General features: G+C 66.1%; 16 protein-coding genes. 7 read left to right on the top strand and 9 right to left on the bottom strand.

The features are described from left to right. Positions 1–9: 9 nt before the first annotated feature. From ACYOEI_RS38275 to ACYOEI_RS38290, 4 genes are all read right to left on the bottom strand, one after another. The gene (locus ACYOEI_RS38275) at positions 10–420 is read right to left on the bottom strand and encodes a YkvA family protein (RefSeq protein ID WP_462855764.1); all 411 of its coding nucleotides are present in this window, start codon (positions 418–420) and stop codon (positions 10–12) included. A 744-nt stretch (positions 421–1,164) separates the two neighbouring features. Further along, positions 1,165–2,124, bottom strand: a complete 960-nt coding sequence (locus ACYOEI_RS38280; RefSeq protein ID WP_462855765.1) for a DUF4351 domain-containing protein — start codon at positions 2,122–2,124, stop codon at positions 1,165–1,167. Positions 2,125–2,208: 84 nt separating this feature from the next. Then, entirely contained in the window at positions 2,209–2,514 is a 306-nt protein-coding gene (locus tag ACYOEI_RS38285) for a DUF1016 N-terminal domain-containing protein (protein WP_462855767.1), read from the bottom strand. A 245-nt stretch (positions 2,515–2,759) separates the two neighbouring features. Then, positions 2,760–3,665: an aldo/keto reductase gene (locus ACYOEI_RS38290; RefSeq protein ID WP_462855768.1), complete on the bottom strand. Its 906-nt coding sequence runs from the start codon at positions 3,663–3,665 to the stop codon at positions 2,760–2,762. Between the two features lie 287 nt (positions 3,666–3,952). Between ACYOEI_RS38290 and ACYOEI_RS38295 the strand changes: the two genes are divergently transcribed. Together ACYOEI_RS38295 and rsmA are read left to right on the top strand one after the other, a co-directional pair. Beyond that, a complete protein-coding gene (locus ACYOEI_RS38295; protein ID WP_462855770.1) occupies positions 3,953–4,546 on the top strand; it encodes a riboflavin synthase in 594 nt (197 codons plus the stop codon). A 207-nt stretch (positions 4,547–4,753) separates the two neighbouring features. Then, entirely contained in the window at positions 4,754–5,749 is a 996-nt protein-coding gene (gene rsmA / locus ACYOEI_RS38300; protein ID WP_462855771.1) for a 16S rRNA (adenine(1518)-N(6)/adenine(1519)-N(6))-dimethyltransferase RsmA, read from the top strand. A gap of 142 nt (positions 5,750–5,891) precedes the next feature. Here rsmA and ACYOEI_RS38305 read toward each other — a convergent pair whose 3' ends face one another. Together ACYOEI_RS38305 and ACYOEI_RS38310 are read right to left on the bottom strand one after the other, a co-directional pair. Further along, positions 5,892–7,256, bottom strand: coding sequence for a hypothetical protein (locus tag ACYOEI_RS38305; protein WP_462855772.1), 1,365 nt, complete (start codon positions 7,254–7,256; stop codon positions 5,892–5,894). A 602-nt stretch (positions 7,257–7,858) separates the two neighbouring features. After that, a complete protein-coding gene (locus ACYOEI_RS38310; protein ID WP_462855773.1) occupies positions 7,859–9,475 on the bottom strand; it encodes a lipopolysaccharide biosynthesis protein in 1,617 nt (538 codons plus the stop codon). A 217-nt stretch (positions 9,476–9,692) separates the two neighbouring features. Between ACYOEI_RS38310 and ACYOEI_RS38315 the strand changes: the two genes are divergently transcribed. From ACYOEI_RS38315 to ACYOEI_RS38325, 3 genes are read left to right on the top strand one after another with little or no spacing between them, the layout of a single operon-like run. Further along, the gene (locus ACYOEI_RS38315; RefSeq protein ID WP_462855774.1) at positions 9,693–12,713 is read left to right on the top strand and encodes a sigma-70 family RNA polymerase sigma factor; all 3,021 of its coding nucleotides are present in this window, start codon (positions 9,693–9,695) and stop codon (positions 12,711–12,713) included. A gap of 46 nt (positions 12,714–12,759) precedes the next feature. Continuing rightward, the gene (locus ACYOEI_RS38320) at positions 12,760–14,109 is read left to right on the top strand and encodes a DUF1800 domain-containing protein (protein WP_462855775.1); all 1,350 of its coding nucleotides are present in this window, start codon (positions 12,760–12,762) and stop codon (positions 14,107–14,109) included. Between the two features lie 60 nt (positions 14,110–14,169). Beyond that, positions 14,170–15,369: a DUF1501 domain-containing protein gene (locus tag ACYOEI_RS38325; protein ID WP_462855776.1), complete on the top strand. Its 1,200-nt coding sequence runs from the start codon at positions 14,170–14,172 to the stop codon at positions 15,367–15,369. A gap of 292 nt (positions 15,370–15,661) precedes the next feature. On the opposite strand, the gene ACYOEI_RS38330 is transcribed toward ACYOEI_RS38325, so the two are convergent. Continuing rightward, complete coding sequence (locus ACYOEI_RS38330; protein ID WP_462855777.1) at positions 15,662–18,190, bottom strand: CehA/McbA family metallohydrolase; 2,529 nt, start codon at positions 18,188–18,190, stop codon at positions 15,662–15,664. A 481-nt stretch (positions 18,191–18,671) separates the two neighbouring features. Between ACYOEI_RS38330 and ACYOEI_RS38335 the strand changes: the two genes are divergently transcribed. Both ACYOEI_RS38335 and ACYOEI_RS38340 read left to right on the top strand, forming a co-directional pair. Next, the gene (locus ACYOEI_RS38335; protein WP_462855778.1) at positions 18,672–19,799 is read left to right on the top strand and encodes a Gfo/Idh/MocA family protein; all 1,128 of its coding nucleotides are present in this window, start codon (positions 18,672–18,674) and stop codon (positions 19,797–19,799) included. After that, positions 19,796–20,863, top strand: coding sequence for a glycoside hydrolase family 130 protein (locus tag ACYOEI_RS38340; RefSeq protein WP_462855779.1), 1,068 nt, complete (start codon positions 19,796–19,798; stop codon positions 20,861–20,863). The genes ACYOEI_RS38335 and ACYOEI_RS38340 overlap by 4 nt, the downstream gene beginning before the upstream one ends. 13 nt (positions 20,864–20,876) lie before the next feature. On the opposite strand, the gene ACYOEI_RS38345 is transcribed toward ACYOEI_RS38340, so the two are convergent. Further along, a complete protein-coding gene (locus ACYOEI_RS38345; protein ID WP_462855781.1) occupies positions 20,877–22,328 on the bottom strand; it encodes a glycoside hydrolase family 130 protein in 1,452 nt (483 codons plus the stop codon). A 67-nt stretch (positions 22,329–22,395) separates the two neighbouring features. Then, positions 22,396–24,669, bottom strand: coding sequence for a glycosyltransferase family 4 protein (locus ACYOEI_RS38350; RefSeq protein WP_462855783.1), 2,274 nt, complete (start codon positions 24,667–24,669; stop codon positions 22,396–22,398). Between the last annotated feature and the right edge of the window lie 71 nt (positions 24,670–24,740).

Here is a 24,740-nt window from a genome sequence, read left to right on the forward strand (position 1 = left end):
GTATTTGAATCAGGTCGCCGAGGGGATCACGATCTCTTCCTGCATCCAGGCCCGGGCCCGGGCCCGGTGCTCCTCGGTGATGTGCGTCGAGACGGCGGCGAGTGTACCGGCCAGGACGCTCGCGTCGTCGCCGAGGCCGACGACCGGCAGGAAGTCGGGGATCCCGTCGACCGGCAGGATAAAGTAGGCCAGGGCCGCCGCGGCCGCCCCCTTGACCCAGATGGGGGTCTTGGGGTCGAGCAGGCAGAAGTACATCGCCACCGTCTCCTGCGCCAGCGGGAGCCGGTTGAGGTAGCGCTTCGCCTTCGCCCCGAACCCGTCGCGAACGATCCGCTCGTTCTTCGCCTCGTCGGCGCCGACGTAGTCCTCGGCCCGGAACCCTTCACCCTTGCCCCACATCCGCGAGAGTCGGTTCGTCATCCCTCGTCCCCCCCCTTCGAGATCACGTTCCCCACATCAAGGACTTCGCACGAGCGTTCGAAATGTTCAGTCACGACTGGAATCTTCGGCGAAACCGCCCGGTTGTGGGGTGCGTTGCTTTTATCATCCTGAGCAAAGCTCGGGCCAAGCAAAGAGATTGGCTTTGGGGAAGGATCCATGACGAGGGATCGACTTTCTTTCGGAATGATTCTCTTCTTCGCACCTTTGGGTGCTCTGATGCGATCTTCAGTCGTTTGCGCCTCGACACCAAGTGAAAAGACGTGATTATTCAACTGTTGCCTGGCTCGGAGGGCAGCCAGGTGCAACTTTTCACTTAACACTTTACGCGAAGGCAGGGTTGTCAAGTATTCCACAACATGGATTGAGGATCGATCTAACTTTGAAACAGCTTTGCCGAATTCCGGGACGTGTGGGGTCATGCAGCATGCAATCAGGCATGCGAATGACGATCACTCCGGCTTCGAGCCACGAGGTCGGTCCGCACTCGTCGGCTTGGGATGATCGCGCATTCAGAGGTCCGCGGGTCTCGGGATTCGGCAAGGCGATTTGGCGGACCGAATCGGGCCTCGAGCTGCTTCCGGAGTAAGGTTCGTTGGGTTTGCTTGAAACCCTTCTCGAACGTCGTCATCGCCACGGCTTGGGCCCCCGGATACCGCTCGGTCCGCAGTACCGATGGCAACTCTTCCACCTGCACCTCGTCCAGCGTCGCCAGGGTAGGTCCCGTCAGACATCCTCCAAGCCCAATTCCTGGAGCGACCTCGCCGTCAACACGGCCAGCGCAATTGCCTCGAGTTGCGAGGAGCTGAGGCTGTCTAGATGTTGACTGACCCTAGGATTCAGCGGTCCGAACCGGCCCTCGAGCAGTTTCCGGAGCAGACCTCGTTGGCCTTGCTCCAGGCCTTGCTGCAAGCCTTGCTGCAGCCCTTGCTCTTGGCCCTTCTCGTACGTCGTCATCGCCATGGCTTGGGCCCCCTGATACCGCTCGGTCCGTAGCAGCGTTTGCAACTCTTCCGCCTGCTCCTCGTCAAGCCTGGCGTAGGCTTCCAGGCAGTCCAGGAGGAGATAGCGGCGATAGTCATTCTCCCGCGCCTCCGCCAGGCGCTGCAACGCCTCCGCGTGAACCACCGCTCGACGGGTCGCCGGCACACGCATCAGGGCCGTCAGCGCCACACCGAGGAGATGAGGACCGGCCACGTACTGCTCTCCGTCGAGGGCCGGCAGGCCCACGTAGGCATACGTGAAGGAGACCAGCCGATGGTCCCAGTACGATTCCTCATAAACGTCCCAGCCGACCCCGTCCAGGCCCACCCGCAGGTACAATGCGATGGGCAAGACGGGCAAGCCGTGCTGGCGACGCAATTGCTCGTAGTACGAGAGCATCCGAGGGCGCAACGGCGCCACCGTGTCCTGCGACTCGATCTCGACGTGGATCAACGTCAGGCAGCGATCCACGACGATCGCCTGCGTCGGCACTGGAGGGGGCACGCCCGGATGCAGCGACATCCGGGCGACCAGGTCGAGGGACCGGCGTTCTCCCCGCGGTGGGTCGGTGAAGACCTCTTGCTCGAGCCAGTCGACGCTGGAGAAGTCGAACCGATCGGCCCAGACCGGGAAGAATGTCTCGAAGAACTCGGCGAAGAATGTCTTCAGGAGTGATTTAAAGCGTTGGTCGTGGTCCACCACGGCTCGAGCCTCGAAATGCGGTGAGCAGGATGTCTACGCTCGAACCGACGGACTTGATGGACACGGGATGAGCACGGTTGGTTTTCATGGGTATCGATAATGGAGATAGCCAAGGGTGTGAAATTTGTTCATAAATAAGATTTCTCGGGAGCCACTCCGCCGTTCCCTCTTCGTTATATGGCTCCAGCTCAATTGTTGCGACAGTGTCGCAACAATCGGTTCGTCGGGGAATGCTTCGAAGAAGCCGATCATTCGAGTCAAGGCTGTGCAAGTGAACCCACGCCCGTATTCCGCGACGAACTGACGCGATTTGGCCGAAATGATCGGCCCGCCGTAGGGGCACGCTCTCCAGAGAGGACTTCGGAATGGAGGCTTCGCCCAATCCGCCAATAGAGCCGAGTTGATTCGGCGTTGACTGAGGTGGCGGCTCTCAAACGGGCTGACTCGATCAACTCGCGAAGTTCGCCGAGGAGTGGATCGGCCGAAGGGATCAGGTCGGGGGCCTTTGGCGTTGAGGAGATCTTGCGTTTCGCCATCGACTCAAAGGGTCTCGCATTCCCCGACCTGAGACTCCCGACACTGATCTTGCAATCGCCGTCATGCATCGAGTCTGCGATGATCTTCGATAGGGGATCTCAACCCCGCTTGCCGACGACGGTGAGGGCGTTGGCGGTGCGGGTCAGGATGTCGTCGACCTGCTCGGTCGATTCGAAGCCGATGATGAAGGCGTCGACCGTGCCGAGGCCGAGGACGAAGCGGAGAGAGGCGTCCTTGCGCTCGGGGTCGGTGATCCGGCCTTCGCCGAGGATCTTCATGCCAACGACGCCCTTACCCGCGGCGTGCATCTCCTCGAGTTGCGAGGCGACCTCGTCGGGCTTCTTGTCGTCCATGATCAATCCCTCGGGGTTGATCCGGGCGAGGTCGACCTCGACGAACGGATCTTTGGCCGAGGTCCGGAGCGGGTCCATGCCGTGGCAGCTCGTGCCGTGGGCGCGGATGATCTGCTTTTCCTTGGCCTCGCGGAGATACTTCATCGCCCCGGTGTGGTCGGCGGGCCAGGCGCTCTTGGTCATGCAGTGCAGGAGCACGATGTCGATGTATTCGACCCCGAGCTCGAGGCAGTAGCGCTCGAGGTGGCTGCGTGCGTTCGCATAGTCGGTCGCGTGAGTCTTGGTCTGGATGACGTACTTGTCGCGGTCGACCCCCTTGAGGGCCTCGCGGAGGTAGGTGTGCGAGCCGTACTGGTCGGCGACGTCGAAGAAGCAGACGCCGCGGTCGAGCGCGTGGCGCACGACCCGGGTGAATCCCTTGATCCCCAGGCGGGTCTGGTTGCTCGCCTGGCCGCTGCCGACGCTGCCGGTCCCCATGCCGACGAGCGAGACCTGGATGCCGGTCTTGCCCAACGTGACCTTGTCGGTCGGCGACTTGGGCAGGTTCGCCCGGGCGGCCTGGGCGGTCGAGGCCGACGTCGCGGCGGCCAAGGTCGTGGTCGCCACAGTCGCCTGGGCGATGAAGTCGCGGCGGTTCAGGGGCGGAGTCATGGCGCTTGGGCCTCCGTTGGGTTTGCGTTCGTCTTCGAGATGGGGTGCAAGTGAGATGCCGTCGGCCTTCTTCAGCGGGACCGGCCGAGGTTTCTCCGATTCTAACGCGGAAGGCGCTGTGCTACCATAACCAAACTTCCTTCGTAGGGTGGGCATCGCCCACCGCATTCCGGCGATCCGATCGGTGGGCGATGCCCACCCTACGAGAGGCCTACGGTCGACCCGTGGATGGTGTCGTTCACGGGCGCCGGGAGACGCCGGCAGTCCCGTCGTAAGGATCATGCATCGTGTTCACAGGTCTGGTCGAGGCCCTGGGCCGCGTCGTGCGGGTGGAAGAGGAAGGCTCGGGGCGTCTCTTTGCGCTGGAGTGGCCGGGCCTCGACGCGGCGATGTCGATCGGCGAGAGCGTGGCGGTCAACGGCTGCTGCCTGACGGTCGTCGCGGCCGAGGGGAGCGGCTTCGACGTCCAGGCCGGGCCCGAGACGCTCTTGCGGACCAACCTCGGGGGCAAGGCGGCGGGCGCCCCGGTGAACCTCGAGCGGTCGCTTCGCGTCGGCGACCGGCTTGGCGGCCACTTCGTCCAGGGGCACGTCGACACCACCGCCTCGCTCGTCGAGCGGAGGCGCGACGGCGAATGGGAGTTCCTCGCGTTTGCGATCGCGCCCGAGTGGACGGCGCTGATGGTCCCCAAGGGGTCGATCGCCGTCGACGGCGTGAGCCTCACGCTCGTCGACGTCACGGCCGACGGCTTCTCGGTCATGCTGATCCCCCACACCCTGGCCGTCACCACCCTCGGCACCCTCAAGCCCGGCGACCGCGTCAACATCGAGACCGACATGATCGCCCGCCACGTCTCCAAGCTCATGGCCCACAACCGCTGATCATTGCCGAAGGTTGGTCTTCAGAGAGCAAGAGGTTTGATCAACCGATGACGCGGATGAACGCAGATGATAAAAAATGATTGTTAAAGAATTTTAAAATTGTAATTTTTGATCTCTGTTTTTATCTGCGTTGATCTGCGTCATCTGTTGATCGAACGTCTTCGGATCCGTCTCCTTTGATCCATCTCCATCGCGACCGAGAACACTATGCCTCCCCGCCGTCAGACGCAGACGTATCTCCGGAACCTGTTCGCGAAGCGGGGGCTTGCCCCGCAGCACCGGTATGGGCAGAACTTCCTGATTGATTTGAACATCCACGAGTTGATCGTCGACGCGGCGGGGGTGGGGCCGGACGACGTGGTGTTGGAGGTCGGCCCGGGGGCCGGGGCGCTCACGGCGTTGATGGCGGAGCGCGGGGCGGCGGTGGTGGCCGTCGAGATCGATCCCGCGATGGCCCGGCTGACGTCCGAGGCGGTCGAGGGCCGGCCCAACGTCCGCGTGTTGAACATCGACGCGCTGGCGAACAAGAACACGCTCAACCCGCAGGTCCTCGACACGGTACGCTCGGGGTTGGCGATCGGGCCCGAGAAGCGGCTCAAGCTCGTGGCGAACCTCCCGTACAACATCGCGACCCCGATCATCAGCAACCTGCTCGTGCATCCCGAGTTCTGCCCGACCGCGATGGTCGTCACCATCCAGCTCGAACTGGCCGATCGGATGCGCGCCGAGCCGGCGACCGATGCATACGGGGCGCTGTCGGTCCTGTTAAGCGCCCTCTCCGACGTCACGCTCGTGCGGACCTTGCCCCCGAGCGTCTTCTGGCCACGCCCGAAGGTGGATTCGGCGGTGATCTCGATCATCCCCGACCCCGCCAAACGCGCCACGATCGGCGACGTCGAATGGTTCCACAAGGTCGTCCGCCAGGTGTTCCTCCACCGCCGGAAGAACCTGAGGCGCGTCCTCTACAGCCTCTGGCGCGGCCGCTGGACGAAGCCCGAGGTCGACGCGATGCTCGAAGGCCTGGGCCTAACCGGCCTGATCCGCGCCGAGACCATGAACGTCGAGGAGTTCCTCTCGCTCGCCACAGCCATCAAGGAACGCCTGGGCGATAACCCCGACCGCGATGCGCCGGATGTCGACGAAGATGTGGGTGAGGATGAGGATCAGGATCAGGAAGAAGAGCCGTCAGAGGTCGAGGAATAAGTACCGCCTGGATCGGCGGAAGTGGGGGCGAACCGAGGGGTAGGAAAACGCCGACGCGGCGTCCCGAGGTGGGGACGCCGCGCCAGGATCGTGTCCCGAGGCTTCTCATGCGGAGAACCTCGGGCCTCGCTCGATCAAGGGATTACTTCTGGGCGCTGGCCTGGGGCGAGGCGACGGGCGCGGGGGCCGCGACGGGGGTGGTGCAGACCGGGGCGACCGGCACCATCCGGACCTGCTGCACGGCGATCTGCTTGGGGACGACCCGGCAGACGGTCCGGTTCAAGGTCACCGGCACTTGCTCGGGGACACAGACCGGGACCTGGCGGGAGGCCACTTCGCTGACCATCTTCACCGTCGTGACCGGGTAGGTCTCGGTCTTCTGCTCGTTCACGTAGTTGATGGTCTGGACCGGGTAGGTCTCGGTCTTCTGCTCGTTCACGTAGTTGATGGTCTGGACGGGGATCGTCTGGACCTTCTGCTCGGTGACGTAGTTGACGGTCTGGACGGGGATGGTCTCGACCTTCTGCTCCGTCACGTAGTTGACGGTCTGGACGGGGATGGTCTCGACCTTCTGCTCCGTCACGTAGTTGACGGTCTGGACCGGGACGGTCTCGACCTTCTGCTCGTTCACGTAGCTGACGGTCTGGACGGGGATGGTCTCGACCTTCTGCTCGGGGACGTAGCAGGTGGTCTGGACGGGGACCTGCCGGGTCTTCGTCACCGGGACGTAGTGGGTCTCGGTCACGTTGCGGACGACCGTCTTGTACGCCGGGGCGGGCGACTGCGCGCTCGCGGTCGCTTGGCCGCTCGGCGCGACTTGGCCGCTGGCGACGGGGACCTGCTCGACGACCTGGCGGGTGGTCGTGACCGCCTGGTTCTCGGTGTAGCACTGGTTGACGTAGCTGGTCTGCGTGACCGGCTTCATCACCGTGTAGCAACGCTGCTGGTAGGTCGTCTGGGGGACGGCCTTGGTGACGCAGTAGGTGCGCTGCTGGTAGGTCGTCTGGGGGACGGCCTTGGTGACGCAGTAGGTGCGCTGCTGGTAGGTCGTCTGGGGGACGGCCTTGGTGACGCAGTAGGTGCGCTGCTGATAGGTCGTCTGGGGGACGGCCTTGGTGACCGTGTAGGTGCGCTGCTGGTAGGTCGTCTGGGGGACGGCCTTGGTGACCGTGTAGGTGCGCTGCTGGTTCACGGTCTCGTAGACCGGGCGGCAGATCGTGTAGTTCTCGGTCCGATACTCGGTGCGGTAGCGGGTCTGGTATTCGACGTAGGGCTGGTTCTCGAAGACCGTCTCGTAGATGGTCTGGTAGACCGTCTCGTAGCAGGGGACCATCGTCGGCGTGTAGCAAGGCGTGGGGGCGTAACAGGCGACCGCCGTCGGGGCGCACTGGGCGGCCGGCGAGCACCAGTGTCCGGCCCGGCCATGGCCGGCAAAGGCCGTCGGCACGGCGCTGAAGAAGGCCAGGGCGGCCGCCGACAGCTTGAGGGATTTCACCAGCAGAGTCATGGCTTCGGTACTCCTGCGGATAGTCATGATGCGAAAGCGCGGAGAGCGATCCCCGACGCGCGACGGGGATGGCCCTTACGTCGATGCCGCCGAAACCTGGTCCGGTTCGTTCCGTTCGGAAGACGATGCCCCAGGCGACAAAGGCCCCCGGAGACTTGACGTGGATCGCCTGTCCACCTCAGTCTCTCTAGAGCCCTGAAAGTCGCGAAATCGTCCAAATTCCGAATAATCTCACAAGAAGTAAAATCGTCGCGAACTTGCAAACTGTCAAGAGTCTGTCATAAAATTTTGCTCAATCTTCCCAGGTTGATTATTTTTCCAGACACCCCTTGTCCTACGCCTGTCATTGTTTCCTGCGTACGTAACCTCTTCTAAGATTACGAGAAACAAAGAATCTATGAATGCTTGCGGAGCCTCGATTTGGCGTCGTGGCGGCTCCGAGAGGGGTTTGTTTGACTTGGAAATATAAAAGTGTGGATTTGTTGATGGGTTCGGCTGGAATGGTCGGAGAAGCCCGATGCCCTGGGATCCCGATGCGGGGATGGGGATCTGTCGGATTGGTAGGAGGGCGGTCGTTGTGATCGGGGGAGGCCCGATCCGGGTCATGTGGTGCGGGACCGGAACCTTCGAGTGATCATCGCCAGGTCGGAGCGGCCGGAGGGGATGGCCAGATAGCCGATGGCGTAGGCCAGGCAGCCGACGCTCAGGTGGGCGAAGAGGGGGATCGCACGGACGAGGAGGGTCGAGCCTGTTAAGTTAATCGGCGCCCAGACTCGGCAGGCCCAGGTCGCCCCGATCAGGACGAGAGCCCCGGTCAAGGGCGGGGCGAGGGTCCGCACAAGGTAGGTCCCGAACCGGATGTTGAGGACCCGGAAGACGTAGATGCCCGGGATGAGCAGGTTCGAGAAGAGGGTCGTCAGGACGGTGCCCAGGATCACGCCGGCCACCCCCCACTCCGCGCCGTGGACGCCGAGCCGACGGGTCAGGATATAGCTGATCGGCAGGTTGACGAGCGAGCCCGCCAGGGCCGCGATGCCGATCACGGAGATCCGGTTCATGCCGATCGCCATCTGGACCTGCACGGCGATGAATAGCGGGAGCACGCCGACGAGGAAGAGCCGCATCAGCCAGGCGACCCTCGCCGCGTCGCCGCCGAGGTCCTTGCCGATCCAGAGCGAGAGGAACGGGGCCGCGTAGATCCAGCCCAAAAGCGCCACCGGCACGAGGCCGGCGATGTGGAGCCTGGGGCCGTCATACTTCACCCGGTCCAGTGCCCGTTCGTCGCACGCGGCGGCCAGGCTCGCGACCGCGGGCATCACCATCGAGGCGAGCATCCAACCCGTCTGGCGGACCTGGGTGAACGGCTTGCTGATGACCAAATAGATCCCGTTCGCCTCGAGCCCAACCTCCGGAGTCAGGGCGAACCCGAGGATCGTCGTGTCGATCTTGTCGGCGAGGACGACGCTCAACTGGATCAGGAACATGTAAAAGCTGATATGGAACAACGCGGCGAAGTCGGCGAGCCGAGCCCCCCGGAAGTGGGGGATGTGCCCCAACTCCCTCGCCATGATCCAGATCGCCGGCCCGAGCGACAGGAAGACCTGGGCGGCGGTCTGGAGGACGACCACTGTGAAGAAGTCGAGGCCTACGCGGACGCCTCCCCAGAGGAGGGCGAACCGGAGGAGGACCACGAAGACTTCGATCTTGGGGATGAAGTCGTATCGCCTCGCCGCTTGCAAGACGCTCGAGACGACCATCGTGAGCCCGTAGCAGGGGGCCGTCACGGCCTGGAGCCACAGGAGCTTGACGACGAGCTGATACGAATCGCCCGTGTAGTGTTGATGCGGGAGGGCCCAGTAGGCGACACCCATCAGGGCGGCGACCTGGAAGACGGCCATCGCCGCGTAGAAGTTCATGCCGCAGGCAATCGTGCGGTCGACGGCCTCGCGATCGCCTCGCGTCCAGGTGTCGGAGATATGCCGCTGGAGCGCCGAGCCGATGCCGAACTCGAGCAGGAACTGGAGGAAGCCGAACCCCCACGCGAAGCCGTACGCCCCGGACTGCTTGACCCCGTAGGCTTCGAGGATCAGGCGCGTCTGCCACAAGGTGAGGACGACCTGGATCGGCGTGCGGAACGCGAGCCAGAAGGTCCCACTCATCAATCGGCCGAGGACCGGCGGGAGCGGACGGGGAGGGGGGGGAGCGGTGGCCGAGGTCACATCAACGTTCCTTCGCGGTGCGTCCGTTCACTCCACAGAGGTGCGGGCCTCCATCATAGCGGCCGCAGACTCCCCGCCAAAGGCCAACTTGACCTTCCCGGCCGGGTCGCCGGCCCCAGACGCCCGGTCGCGGGGCCCTCGAATTTCGTTGGCCGGTCGTCCCCCGGTCGGGTCTCTTTTACCGTGAGGATGCGAGGCCGAGGAGGAGTTTCGAGCGATGGCCGACGAGACGATGGGGACCGCGCTGAGGCTGATCGACCGGCTCTTCGCCGGGGGGGGCGTCGCGGGGCTGTCCGATGCCCAACTCCTCGACCGCTTCGTCGCCAGGCGCGACCCCGAGGCGTTCGAGGCCCTCGTGGCCCGGCACGGGTCGATGGTCCTGAGCGTCTGCCGAGGGATCCTCCGCGACCCCGACGACGCCGAGGATGCCTTCCAGGCGGCGTTCCTCGTCCTGGTGAAGAAGGCGGACACGTTGCGGAACCAGCACGCCCTGGGGGGCTGGCTCTACCAGGTCGCCCATCGCGTGGCGGTCCGGGCCAACGCCGCCGCCTCCCGGCGGCGCGAATACGAAAGGCGGGCGGGACAGATGGCGTCGACGACGTCCACCTCGGGGCCCGCGGACCGGGACGACTCGCTGCGGGCCTTGCACGAGGCGATCGCCCGGCTCCCCGAGACGCTCCGCCTGGCGGTCGTCCTCTGCGACCTCGAGGGCCTCTCCCAGGACCGGGCCGCCGAGGAACTTCGCCTGAGCGAACGCACCTTGAGACGCCGGCTCAGCGAGGGGCGAGAGCGGCTCAAGGCCGGCCTGAACCGTCGAGGGCTGGCAGGTGAGGGTGCCCTCTCGGCGGCCTTCCTCCGCGAATCCCGGGCGGCCTTGCCTTCGGGCTGGGGTGACTCCACCCTCCGCGCGGCCCTGGCCACCCTCGACCCGACGACCGCCAACGTGGCGGTCTCGACGGCGGCGGCGACCCTGACCCGAGAGGTGCTCCGGATGATGATCTTCCAGAAACTCAAACTTGTCTCGGCCGCGCTCCTGTCCGTCGGCCTCGTGGGCTGGGGGGCGTCCGCTGCGTTGGTCTCGCTCGGGCAGGAGCCCTCGAAGGCTCCGGTCCCGGCCGAGTCGCCCCCCGAAGGTCGCCAGGTCGCGGCTGCGTCCGTGCCTAAGGCCTTGCCGGGGATGCCCGACGTCGTCGGCACGTTCCCGGTCCGGGGGCGGGTGCTCGACCCCGACGGCAAGCCGGTCGCCAATGCTGAGATCTACCTCCGCCATATCTATAACCCCAACCGGCTCTCCGAAGAAGCGACGCCTTCCCAGTCGTCGGGCCGCGTGACAGCCTGCGACGCCGAAGGCCGGTTCCGATTCGATCTCGACAAGGCCTCGAGCAACTGGCCGCCCGACAGTGACGGCGTGCCCCCCTGGCACAAGGCCGAGGTCGCGGCGATGGCGCCCGGGTTCGGCCTGGCCTGGGTCGACGTCGGGTCCTTGGTACGAGGGGGTGAGGCGGACCTCCGGCTGGCCCGGGACGATGTGCCGATTCGTGGCCGGGTGCTCGACACCCAGGGCCGCCCCATCGCCGGTGCCTCCATCCGGCTCGCCCGGGTCGCTTCAGTCAAGCCCGGGGTCGACCTCGACAAGCTCCTGGCCTCGGACGAATTCTGGGATTCGGTGGCGACTAACTGGGACGGTGGCTTCGGCACCGGCGCGGTCTGGGCGGAGGGCCGGAACACCTGGACCTCCGACGCCGACGGCCGGTTCGAGATCCGGGGGATCGGCCGCGACCGCCTCGCGGAGTTGGAAATCCACGGTCCCGGGCTGGCGAATCTGAACCTCTACGCCATGACCCACGCGGCCAAGGTCCCCCCAAAGCCGAGGCGTCGGCCGAAACAGCTCCCCGTCTCCATGAGGTTGAACGCCTCATACGGGCCGCCCCCCGTCCCGCCGCTCGTCGGCGCGACGTTCGAGCAGGTCGTCGGCCCGACCAAGCCGATCACCGGCGTCGTCCGATCCAAGGAGACCGGCAAGCCGCTGGCCGGAATCAGAGTCAGCGGATCCGAGTCGGCCACATGGACGCAAGCGTCGACGACGACCGACGCGGAGGGCCGTTTCCACCTCCTCGGGCTGCCCAAGGGCGAGGTGTACCAGGTGGGGGCCGGTCCCAGGTCGGATCTCGAGCCCTTCCTCGGCGCCTCGACGATGGTGACCGACACCGAGGGCCTCACGCCGATCGAGACGAACTTCGACCTGCCGAAACGGGTCGGTGTCCTCGTGATCGGACGCCTCGTGGATGCGGAGACCGGGCTCCCTGTCTGGGCGAATTCCGACATCCGCTACTTCAAGCTGGCGTCGAACAAGAACGATGGGGGTAACAATTACTCGGCCGAGTTGAGCCCGACCGAACCATCCTTCCGAATGATCGTCCCGCCAGGCGAAGGGATGTTCTTGGCCTCGGCCCGAGGGCCTGATGCCCCCTACGCCCGCGCCCGGCTCAGCAAGGACGACAAGGGGAAAGGGATCGGCGGCGAGGGCGACGGGGAGGTGACGACGACCTCTCTGGGTTCCTATCATGTCTGCAAGATTTTCGATATCTCCAACACCGGGAAGCCCGTCTCGATCGAGCTCAAGGTCACCCGCGGCCTCTCCCGCAAAGGGCGGGTCGTCGGCCCGGACGGCCAGCCGGTGAACGGGGCGCGGTGCTACGGGTTGCTCTCGACCTGGGGGCAGCTCAAGACTCTCGAGGGGGACACGTTCGAGGCGCTCGGCCTGGAGCCGGAGCACCCTCGTCAGTTGATCTTCGCCCACGAAGGCCGCCGACTGGTCGGCTCGATCACTATCGCGGGTGACGCTGCAAGGGATTCGACACCGCTCGAGGTCCGCCTGGTCCCCGCCGGGACGGTCAAGGGCCGGATCGTCGACGAGGATGGGACACCGCTGCCGGACGCCAAGCTCTGGGTGATGAGCTATGGCCTCGACGGCAACAACCTGCCGGCTGCGAGGCGGGACAGCCTCTGGCCCGACGGCGGCTTCTGGGAGAGCTCGCCCTATGCCACTGACTCCGAGGGCCGGTTCGAGATCGTCGGGCTGAAGCCGGGGATCAAGAGCATGATCGGCGTCGAGAAGAGGAGCCGACCGAATCACGAGCTGGAGGCACCCAATGTCCTCCGGAACCTGATCCTCGAACGCCCCGAGGAAGTGCGGGACCTGGGTGATCTCACGGTGAAAGACAGCCCCGACCGGTGATCGGCCTCGACGGCTGATCGACCCTCTCGCTCGATGGAGACTGCCGATGCGATCCCCTGGAGAGAAGCCGGCGTCGGGCGACCCTTGGGCGCCCTACGTCCCCGACAATTCCGCCCCCTGGGACCGGAGGCGCGTCGTCCACCTCCACCGCCGGGCCGGCTTCGCCGCGACCTGGGAAGAGATCGAGCGTGATCTGAAGGACGGGCCGGAAGCCAGCGTGCGCCGTGTGCTGGAGGGGACGTCGAGGCTCCGAGGCGTCCCCGACGACTTCGCCTCGGTCTCCGACCGCCTGGCCGAGCTGGCCCTGGCGACCCCCGACCCGGGCCGGCTCAAGGGCTGGTGGGCGTATCGGATGCTCTGCGGGCCCGATGCGCTCGGCGAACGGCTGACGCTGATGTGGCACAACCACTTCGCCACCAGCAACCTCAAGGTCAACGACCTCGTCCTGATGCTCCGGCAGAACGAGACCCTCCGGGCCCAGGCCCGCGCCCCGTTCGGCCGGCTGCTCGACGCGATGCTCCGCGACCCGGCCCTGCTCGTCTGGCTCGACGCCTCCGCCAACACCAAGGGCCATCCCAACGAGAACCTCGGGCGCGAGGTGATGGAGTTCTTCACCGTCGGCGTCGGCCCGTACTCCGAAGCCGACGTGAAGGAATGCGCCCGCGCCCTGACCGGCTGGAAGGTCGACGGCGAGGAGGCCCGCTTCGTCCCGACTCGCCACGACGCAGGGCCGAAGACCGTCATGGGCCAATCCTCTGCGTTCGACGCCACCTCGCTCGGCCGGAGGCTGGTCGAGCACCCGTCCACCTCGCGCCGACTCGCCTGGCGGCTCTGCCGCGAGTTCCTGGGCGAAGGGGGCGTATCGGTGGCTGCGATCGACGCACTCGCCGAGGACCTGCGTGCCCACGACCTGGACATCGGCTGGGGCGTGGCGCGAGTGCTCCGCTCCCTTGCCTTCTTCGCCGAGGGTGAACTGGGCCGTCGCGTCGTGGGCCCCGCCGAGTTCGTGATCGGCACGGCCCGCGCCCTCGAACGGCTCGACCCGCCCCCGAGCACGCCCGTCCTCGCCGACTGGTGCGGCCGGCTCGGTCAGGACTTGTTCTATCCCCCGAACGTCTCCGGCTGGCCCGGCGGCCGGTCCTGGATCACGACCCGCTCGGCCATCGGCCGCGCCAACTTCGCCTCGGCACTCGTCGGCGGGGTCGAGGTTGGACTGCCAGGTGTCCCCGACCTCATCGCCCTCGCCGAACACCACGGCCAGGCGAGCAACCCGTCGTTCTTCGCCCAACTCCTCTTCGGCATCGACGCCCCGGCAGTCCCGATGAAGGGCGACGGGGCCTCCGTCCGCCAGGTGGTTTCTCGGCTTCTGGCCTCTCCCGAGGCACAACGGGGCTGAACGCCTCTTGAAACCCGGTTTCTGACGAGTCTTTCGTATAACGTCAGAGGACTCCTTGCTATGAGCACGCGACGAACGTTTCTCGCCGATGGCCTGCGGGGGTCGTCATTGATCGCCCTGGCCCCGACGTTGCCGAGGTTCCTCGAGCGGACGGCCCGGGCGGCGGAGGCGAAGAAGGACGACCGGATCCTGGTCGTGATCCAGCTCGACGGGGGGAACGACGGGATCAACACGGTCGTCCCGTTCCGGGATGACGGGTACGCGCGGTCTCGCAAGGTGCTCCGGCTGCCCGAGAAACGCCTCCACAAGGTCACCTCGGAGATCGGCCTACACCCGTCGATGCGCGACGCGGCGAGCCTCCTGGACTCGGGGCGGTTGGCGATCATCCCGGGCGTCGGGTATCCGAACCCGGACCGTTCCCACTCCCGGAGTCAGGCGATCTGGCAGTCGGCCCGGTTCGACCCGCTCGAGCAGAACGGGCTCGGCTGGATCGGCCGGGCCCTTGACGACGGCCCGCCTCCCCTCGCCGGGGCGCCGGGGGCACTCCTGATCGGCCACGAGGAACCTCCGGCCGCGATCCGAGGGCGACGATCTGTGAGCGCGGCCCTCGATCGGCTCGACGACTATGTCCTGGCCGACCGTTCGGAGATCCCACGCACGACCACAGACGACGACGGGCTGGGCCAATTCCTGCGACGGAGCTTGCTCGACGCCTACGCCACGGCCGACCGGCTCAACTCCGTAGCCGGGGGTCGCGACACCGACGGATCCTCGTCCGACTCCGAGCTCGGCCGCAAGCTTCGCCTCGCCGGGACGCTCATCAAGGCCGGCTTAGGGACGCGGGTGTACTACCTCGACCAGGGGGGCTATGACACCCACGGCCAGCAATTCGCCAGCCACGGCGATCTGTTGGAAGACCTCTTCGGTTCGATCCGAGTCTTCCTCGATGACCTCGAAGCCTCTCGGCTCGCCGACCGCGTCACCGTCCTGGTCTTCAGCGAGTTCGGGCGTCGGGTCAAGGAGAACGGCTCGCAAGGAACCGACCACGGGACTGCCGGGCCGGTCTTCCTCGCGGGGTCAGGGGTGCGTCCGGGCCTGGCGTCGAGGTATCCCAGCCTCAGCGACCTTGATGACGGCGACCTGAAGATGACCGTCGACTTTCGCAGCGTCTATGCCGCGGTCCTCCGCGACTGGCTGGGGCTCCCCGCTGAGCCTGCCCTCGGTGCCTCCTCCGACCCCTTGCCTCTGTTCCGAGCCTGATTCCCTGTTCCCGAAACCCGGTGTTTTCTTCAACACCGGGATTCTGTCCCAGGAGACGTTGCGTCCGCCAGGTCGTCCAGGAGGGTAACCTTGACGTCCCACGATCAAACCCCGCGATGGTCCTCCGCATCGAGGGCCACCGCGGGGTTTGAGTTTTGTCATTCGAGTGTCATGCCGCGTGGTAGGACGCATCATCGATCGTTCAGCTCAGTGACTGGGGGGATGTCGGCGTCGAGCGGCTCAGAAACCCGGTGTTGAAGAAAACACCGGGTTTCGGTTTCGGGATACACACTCAGCGAGCCTTGACCGGAAGCTTCGCGTCGAGGGTGTCCTTATTGGGCGTGAACCCGCCGCCGTCGACGTCGACGAAGATCGGGTTGGAGACGGCGACGGGGAGGTCCTTCTCGTGGTCGGGGCCCATGACCGGCCCGAGCTTCGAGTGTTCGCCGATCGCGGCCACGATGACGTGGGCATCCTTCTCGAGCGTGAAGGGGATGTCCTGCTCGAACTTCACCACTTCGGTGGAGAACCGATCGGAGTTCTTCTCCCTCGTGAAGTTGAGCGACTCGACCGCCCGGCCGTTGACGAAGACCTGGACGCGGTCGACGTCGAACCAGTTCGGGCACTGGACGCGGACCCGGACGCTCGCCTTGCCGCCGGAGATCGCCAGGTCGTCGCCCGGGTTCGCCTCGGAGCCCGAGCCGTTCCGGGCGCGGAGCTTGACCTCGAGGTAGGGGCCGTTGGTCATGATGACGTGGCCCTGCTCGGCGGCGTGGACCATGTCGAGCGTCTCGACGTCGGCCGGGTTGTCGGTCGGGCTCTTGAGATAGTTCCGGAGGAAGCCCGAGCCGTGGAAGTTGTAGTGCGCGTCGGTGTTGACCACGCCGGGGATCCGCCGCCCCTGGTTCAGCAACTGGAGCCAGTTGAGGATCGGGTTGTTGTGGGTCCGCCCTTCGTACTGGATCAACGCCTTCTCGAAGATCGTGTGCGGCGGGTGGACTTCGATGACATCCATTTGATTGTGCATCCCCGAATAGCCGCCGTCGGGGGTGCCGTCGCCGTTGCGGTCGAAGAACATCCAGCCCATGTCGGGATGGTTCACCTGCACGAGCTTCTCGGCGTGCGCGTCCCAGAGCGCGAGCCGCTCGATCTGGACCTCGGGGTCCTCGTCATTGGGCGGGGCGCCGTTGTCCTGGGTGTGGGGACGCATCACGAGCGGGAACGCGTTCTGGTGGTTGATCGGCAAGGGTTGCCCGGTCATCTCCATCCCGCTGCACGTGGCCATGAGGGCCTCGACCCCGAGTCGGCGGAGGTGGGGGGTGTAGGTCGAGATCCGGTTGTGCTCGGTGCAGGGGGCGAACTCGATGTGCTCGCAGAGCAGGTTGAGCACCCGGCCGAGCTGGCTCGAGGTGTTGTCGCCCGAGGGGCTCGCGTGGCTGTGGAAGTCGGCGCTGATCCAGCCGGGGGTCCGCACCGATCGGTTCAGGGTTGCCTCGAGCGGGGTGTCCTTGCCCTTCGCCACGTCGAGCTTGGTGAAGACGGCGTCGTATTCCGTGCCGTAGCTCACGATCACGTCATACGACCCCGGCGCGAGCTCGCGGCGGAAGCGGCCGTCGTTGCTGTATTGAACATTCTTGACGCCGAACTCGCCCGAGTCGGGCCCGAAGTCCGGGCTCGCGACCCCGCCCTTACCGATGAACTGGACCTTGCACGGGATCGGCCCGCCCTGCGCGTCGGAGATCTTCGCGGCGACCGCACCCCCGTCGGGCAACTCGACGGCCACGACGTCTTTAGCTTCGCGTGCGACCGTGACCGTGGCCGTGCCCCGCGAGGGGGACGTGACCGTCAGCTCGGATTGGGCGCCGGGGACGCCAAATACCAGGGTCCCCTTCTCGTCGGTGCGTCCCCGGGCCTGCGACTTGCCATCGACCTTGAGGGCGACCTCGGCGTCGGCCACGGGCTTGCCCGACTGTTCCTTGACCTCCAGGCGGATGGGCTGGTCCTTGCGGCCGGCGATCTGGTCGGCGACGCGGCGAATGTCGAAAATGTTCGCGCCGGGGATGAGGCGACGGGTCAGCTTGTACGACTCGCCCGGGGCGAGCTCGACGCGGACCTTGCCGTCGCGACCGGCGTATCGCAGGAGCAATTCCCGGCCCTTGGAGGCGCGGACCTCGTGCCCCTCGGCGACCCAGCCGTAGGTTTGGCCGAACCAGCGGTCGTCGACCCAGAAGAGGTCCGTCGACCCGGCGGGGGCCTCGTCGAACGAATGGTCGGCGCGGACGGAGTCGAGCAGCTCGTCGCCGAGCGTAACCTTGCTGTGGTTGGCGTAGGTCGTGGTCACGAGGACGTACGGCCAGCCGTCTTCGAGGGTGTACGCGACCGTGACGTCGGGGGTCTTCGCTCGGGGCTCGGCGACGAACCGGAGCGTGATCCGCTTGGCCTTGACGAAGGCCCGTTCGAGCTCGGCAACCTCGTAGACCTCGGGCGCGTCGACGTCGATGCCGGCGAACCGCAGGTCTCGGATGTGCGCCCCGGGGTAGAAGGCCGAGAGCTGGTCGTTCTGCTGGTCGCGACGGGTGAGGTCGATCAGGCCGCCGCCGACCTTGCGGACCGTCATGTTGGCGTTCCGCTTCGGCTTCGGCTGGCCGACGACCGCGACGATCTTGTCATTGACCAGGGCGAAGTCCCCGTAGATCGCGTCGGCTTCCTTGCCGTGGGGCGCGTAGCGCTCCCACGTCTCCGGCGAGAGGGCCACCAGGTCGGCGGCCCCGGCCGTGCCGGCCAGCAGCGCGAACGCACAAAGGGTATGGATCGGTCTCATGTTCGTGTCGATCTCCATCGCCTCGCACAAAGGGCCACGCGCCCCGAGCTCGCGCCTCGGATCAATGCCGCGTACCCGCCCGGGCCTCTCTCGCAAATCTCGGATTTCGGGGAGGCCTGGAGCATGACCGCTCATCGGGGCCGCGGTCCAGTAAAATTTCCGTTAAGACCGCACCATACTCGCACCTCGCGGCTCCCATGGGGTGGCAGACGAGGATTTCATCCTTCCAAAGTAAAATTAAAAAATAAAAATACTAACATTTAAAAAATATTGAATTGCGAGTTTCGGCCTGGGCCCGGAGTGTCGTCGGATTGGGAAAGGTACAAAGTTTTCGATTTTTTGGGATTTGGTTGCCATTTATGCAAATTCGTCGCTTCCCCTCGGTTACAATGCCCGTAGACATAGCCCTTCCTCGGGACTCGACGAGTCTTCTCGAAGGCGAGTTGCGGTCCGCTCTTCAGATCGAAAAAGGCCGACAAACATGGACGACAACCTCATCGGATTGGGGGTGATCGGCTGCGGAGGGTTCGGGCTGTTCGCGCTCCAGCAGTTCACGCAGGTGCCGGGGGTCAAGGCCGTCGGCATGGCCGGCACCCACCGCGCCGCATCGTTGGCCGCCGCCGATCGGTTCGGGATCGAGAATGTCGACGACGTGGGAGAGCTCCTTCGACGGGACGACGTGGACGTGGTTTACATCGCCACGCCTCCGTTCCTCCACCACTCCCAGGCCATGGCCGCCCTGGAGGCCGGCAAGCACGTGATCGTCGAGAAGCCGCTGGCCATGACCGTCGGCCAGGCCGACGAGCTGCTCGCCGAGGCCCGTCGACGCGATCGGCTGGTGGTCGCCAACCTCATGCAGCGGTACAACCCGCTCTTCGGCGCCGTGGCCGAGCTGGTCCGGGCCGGGTTGCTGGGCGACCTGCTCCACGGGTCGTTCGAGAACTACGCCTCGGACGAGGGCCTGCCGGCCGAGCACTGGTTCTGGGACCGCGCCAAGAGCGGCGGGATCTTCGTCGAGCACGGGGTCCACTTCTTCGACCTCTTCGCCGGCTGGCTCGGGCAAGGGCGGGTCGAGGCCGCGCAGGTCGGGGTCCGGCCCGGGACCGCGATCGAGGAGCACGTCCACGCGACGGTCTGCTACGGCGAGGCCCTGGTCAACTTCTACCACGGCTTCCACCAGGTCGGCCGGATGGACCGGCAAGAACTCCGGCTGGTGTTCGAGCGTGGCGACGTGACGCTCTACGACTGGGTGCCGACCCGGGCCCGGATCCATGCGCTGGCGGACGAGCGTCGGACGAAGGAGCTATGCGACCTCTTCCCGGGCGCCCGGCTCGACGTGATCGCCTCCTATGCCGGCAAGGATCGCGCGTGCCGGGGCCGAGGCAAGGAGCTCGACGTCTACCAGGCCATCGATCTCTCGTTCGGGGACGGTCAGGCGAAGTCGCCGCTTTACTGCCGGTTGCTCCGGTCGATGATGGAGGATCAGGTCGCCTGGATCCGGGACCGCAACCATCGTCGGGTCGTGACCGAGGCCAATGGCCGAGATTCCCTCGCGGTGGCCTGCCGGGCCGATGCCCTGGCGCATCAACGGGCGGGGCAGTCCTCATGAGCCTCCCGCGACTCTCCACCCGGCTCTTGCTCCGGCCCGGGGACGTGCCCCCCTCCCGCGACGATTTCGAGGTCGTCAGCGTGTTCAACCCCGGCGCGGTCCGGGCGGGAGAGGAGGTCGTGCTCCTCGTCCGGGTGGCCGAGCGGCCTCGTGAGCGCCGGGCGGGGTTCACCGGCCTTCCGCGATGGGATCCGGCCCTCGGATTGACGGTCGACTGGGTCCCCGAGGCGGAGCTCGACCTCGTCGACCCGAGGGTGGTCCGGCGCAAGGCGGACGGCCTGGTCCGGCTCACCTTCACCTCGCACCTGCGGGTAGTCCGCTGCGGGGACGGTCGGGCGGTTCGGGAGATCACCGACGTCACCTTCCGGCCCCAATCCGAGGTGGAGGAGTTCGGGGTCGAGGACCCGCGAATCACCCCGCTCGACGGCCGGTTCTTCTTCTCCTACGTGTCCGTCTCGCGGCACGGTGCGTCGTCGTCGCTGGCGTCCACGGTCGACTTCCGCTCGTTCGAGCGACATGGGATCGTCTTCTGCCCGGAGAACAAGGACGTGGTGCTCTTCCCGGAGAGGGTCGGAGGGAGCTTCGCGGCGCTCCATCGGCCCGTGGGCGGGACCCCGTTCACCCGGCCGGAGATGTGGACGGCACGTTCGCCCGACCTGATCCACTGGGGGGCACATGCCCCCCTGGCCGTCCCGGGAGGCGAGTGGCAGTCCGGCCGGGTCGGGGCCGGCGCCCCGCCGCTCCGCGCCCCGGGAGGTTGGCTCGAAATCTATCACGGCAATCGCCGTCCGAGCCGGCCCGGCGAGGTCGGGGCCTATTACGCCGGGGCGATCCTCCTCGACTCGGACGACCCGAGCCGGGTGCTCCGGCGTTCCCCCGACCCCTTCTTCGTGCCCGAGGCCGATTTCGAGGTCTCCGGCTTCGTGCCGAATATCGTCTTCCCGACCGGCGTGGTCCGGGACCGGGGGACGCTCCTCGTCTACTACGGCGCCGCCGATACCTGTTCGGCGGTCGCCGAGTTCTCGGAAGAGGCCTTGCTCGACGCCATGGTCGACGAGGGATGACCGGCGTCGTCGATCAGGCCCGGGTCATGGCGTTGAGCACGTCGTCGATCGGGACGGTGGCGAACGTGCTGGCGTAGTCGGCCATCGCATAAGGGATGATCAACTCGCGGCCGTGGGGCAGGGCGCCGCAGCTATAGACGACGTTCGGCACGTACCCTTCGCGTTCGTTGGCGTTCGGCTCCAGGAGAGGTGCTTCCAGCCGCCCGATCACGTGCGAAGGGTCGTCGCGTTCGAGCAGGAAGGCGCCCAGCGCGTACTTGCGCATCGGCCCGACCCCGTGGGTCAGGACGAGCCACCCGGCCTCGGTCTCGATCGGCGAGCCGCAATTGCCCAACTGGACGAACTCCCAGGAATAGGTCGGCTTGGCGATCAACTCCTTGCTGTACCAGAAGTGGGGCATGTCGGAGTACATCAGGTAGATGTTCTCGTTGTCCTGGCGAGAGAGCATCGCGTACTGGCCGTTGACCATGCGGGGGAAGAGGGCGAAGCCCTTGTTCTTGACCACCGGGCCGTTCAGGGTGCCGACCTTGAAGTGGAGGAAGTCCTCGGTCTCGAGCATCTGGGGGAGGGTCACCTTGCCGTCGAACGCGGTGTAGGTGGCGTAGTAGCTGGCCCGGCCGTCGTCGTGGGTGAATCGGACGAAGCGGGCGTCCTCGATCCCGTTGGTCTCGGTGGGAGACGAGGGGAAGATGATCCGTTCCGAGACGTTGAGCTCGGGGCCGAAGCGGATCTCGTAGTTGGCCTTGGCCAGCATCAGCATGGTCTGGGCGATCGGCTCGAGCTCACGCTGGACGGACCGGTTGCGCCGCAGGATGTTCTGGATCGTTTGCTCGAGCTCGCCGAGCGTGAATTGGTCGTTCAGCGCGCCCATCACGCCTTCGGTCAGCGGGCCGTTGATCCCGAGCTCGGTCAGCTTGCGGTAGAATAGGGCCTTCTCGTAGAGGGCGTTGGGCACCACCTCGGGGGCCTCGACGAACCGGGTCGGCTCGTCCATCCGGATCCGGTTCTCGGCGTCGATCACGCCGGAACGGAAGGTGATCGACGAGATGTGCCCTTCGCCGGTGGCCCGCAGGCTGAGGATGAACCGGCGGGAGCCGTCGGGCAAGGAGGACTGGTCGGGGTGCCAGACCATCGAGGGGTTGAACAGGGCCGCGGACTCGAGCGCGTATTCCTGGGTGAAGTACGAGCCGATGAGCAGCCGCCTGGCTTCGCTGATCGGCTGGTCGGTCAGCAGGTGGTCGCGGACCTGGTCGAAGCGATGGAGGAGGAATTCCCGGGTCCGCTGGTGCCGTTCGCGGAACTCCCGCATCACTTTCTCGAGCAGGTATTCGACTTCCGGTTCGGAGAGCGACGAGACGCGTGCGATGATCCTCTCGACCCGATTCTCGCTGGAGACCTCGAAGGGTCGGATCACGACGCGCGAGTTGGAGGGCTTGAGGATGATGCCTGTCCGCTTGACATCCATGCTGGGGAGTTACGACCTCATTACGAAGAGTGGCGGCCCGTCCTTGAGAAGGAGCAACGTCAGGACACTAACACGCCTGGCGAAATGCCGCCAGTGAGCTTTCGAGGAGGTTCATCTCGGCGAGCGAGAGGAGGAAGGCGAGGGTCGACTCGGCCCCCTGGTTCCGATTGATGCGATCCTCCTGGAGGCCGTCGCAGCATCCGCCGGAGCTCGGGTCGTACAACTCCTGGCCGAGGTCATTGCGGCCGAGGAACCACTCGAAGGCGGAGCGGGCCTCGTCCAGCCATCGCCGGTCCTGGGTGGCCCGGTAGGCCTCGAGGCAGGCGGCGACCGTCGCATTGGCCTCGATCGGCTGCTGGTCGAACCGGGCGGGCTCGTGCCCCTTGCGATAGAAGCCGTGGCAGCCGATCGCGCGGAAGTGCCCCTGGGGAGCCCGCTGGACCTTGACCAGCCAGTCCAAGGCGGTCAGGCCGATCTCCCGGGCCTTTGCATCGCCGCCGTCGGGGCCCCCGGCGATCAGGGCGTGGGGTAGGCGGGCATTGTCGTAGGAGAGGATCTCCTCGAACCAGGGCCATTCGGGCGTCGCCGTGCGCTCGTACAGGTCGACCAGCATGGCCGTCACCGCGTCGCGGACCTGCCCGGTGACGCGATCTCCGCCGAACCTGCGCAGATATTCATGGACACCCAGCAGGGAGAAGGCCCAGGCCCGGGGCGAGGTCATCTCCAGGACCGGCGGCAGGGCCTGCTCGAAGTGCATGGCGGCCCAGGCCGGGAGGTCGAGCCTCCTCGAGCGGCCGACGCACGTCCCCAAGGCCCAGAGGGCCCGCCCGTGCGAGTCCTCCGAGCCCACGTCTTCGAGCCAGCGGCGGTCGATGCTCATGAAGTTGCGGAACCGCTTCCGCTCGCCGTCGAGGGCCGACTGGAGGAACCCCGCGGAGGTCGAGGCGAGACGACGGACCTCCGGCCCGTCCCGGCCGAGCTCCTCCAGGAGGGTCGTCAGCAGGAAGGTGCGCGCGTTGTCGTCGGTGCAGTAGCCTTCCGCGTAATTCGGGATGGTGTAGGTGGCATGCTGGAACGTCCCCGTCGCGTCGGTCATCTGGCTCAGGTGGTCGAGCCGCCAGGCGGGACGCTCGGCCTGCTGCTCGGCGAGCGTGCGGACGGCCAGCGGCTTGTACGGCTGGTCCTGCTGGCCGAGGCGTGTCCGCTGGAACGACTCCATGTAGTGATGGGCGGAGCGTTCCCAGATCATCTCGCGGCCCAGCTCGTAGGCCCTCCCGCACATCGCGAGCCGACGCGGCTCGTCGCGCAGGAGCCCGCAGATCTCCCTCGCCAGCGACCTCGGGTCGGCGAACGGTACGAGTACCCCGCGGCCGTCGGCCAGGAGCTCCTCCGCGTGCCAGTACGGCGTCGACACGATCGCCTTGCCGCATCCGAACGAGTAGGCCAGCGTGCCCGAAGTGATCTGGGCCGGGTTCAGGTACGGGGTCACGTAGATGTCGGCCGCGCGGATGAACTCGGTGAGCTGGTCCAGCTCGACGAAACGGTTATAGAAGATCACATGATCCTCGATACCCAGGTCACGCGCCAGGCGCTCGAGGCCCAGCCGGTAGCTCTCTCCCTGGTGGCGCACCAGCTCCGGGTGGGTCGCCCCGAGGATGATATAGACGAAGTTGGGGAAGGTCTCGAGGATCTTTGGCACGGCCCGCAGCATGTGCTCGATGCCCTTATTGGGCGAGAGTAGCCCGAACGTCAGCGCCACCAGCCGGCCTTCGACGCCGAACTGGACCTTGTAGGGATTCGGGTCGACGAAAGGCGTGTCGGGGATGCCGTGCGCGATCAGGTCGATCTTGGCCTCGGGCACGCCGTAGATCTCGCGTAGGAAGGTCTTCGCGAGCTCGGTCATCACGACGACGCGGGCGGAGAGGTCCGCCAGGCGTGCCAGGACCCGCCGCTGGTTGGCGTCCGGCTCTCGCAGGACGGTGTGCAGGGTCGTGACGATCGGCATCCTCAGGTTGCGCAGCAGGCCGAGGATGTGGCTCCCGGCCGCGCCGCCGTAGATCCCATATTCGTGCTGGAGGCAGACGATGTCGGCGTTCGCGAAATTCAGGAAGTCGGCCGCCCGCAGATATCCGTTCAGGTCCTGCTCGTCGATCTCGAACCGGACCTCCGGGGGATAGTCGTATCCTCGCGGGTTGTCGTTGACCGGTACGACGAAGCACTCGGTCTCCGGGAACCGAGCCGCCAGCGATGTGTACATATCGTGGGTGAACGTGGCGATCCCGCACTTCCGCGGCAGGTAATCGCCAATAATTGCAATTTTCTTAATGTCGGAATTGATCAAAGCATGGCTCCGTGGCGAGTCGACCCGGGCTCGCCCCAAGATTTGGGGAGAGCCGGCTCCGCCACACCCTC

This window comes from Singulisphaera rosea, assembly GCF_054877945.1.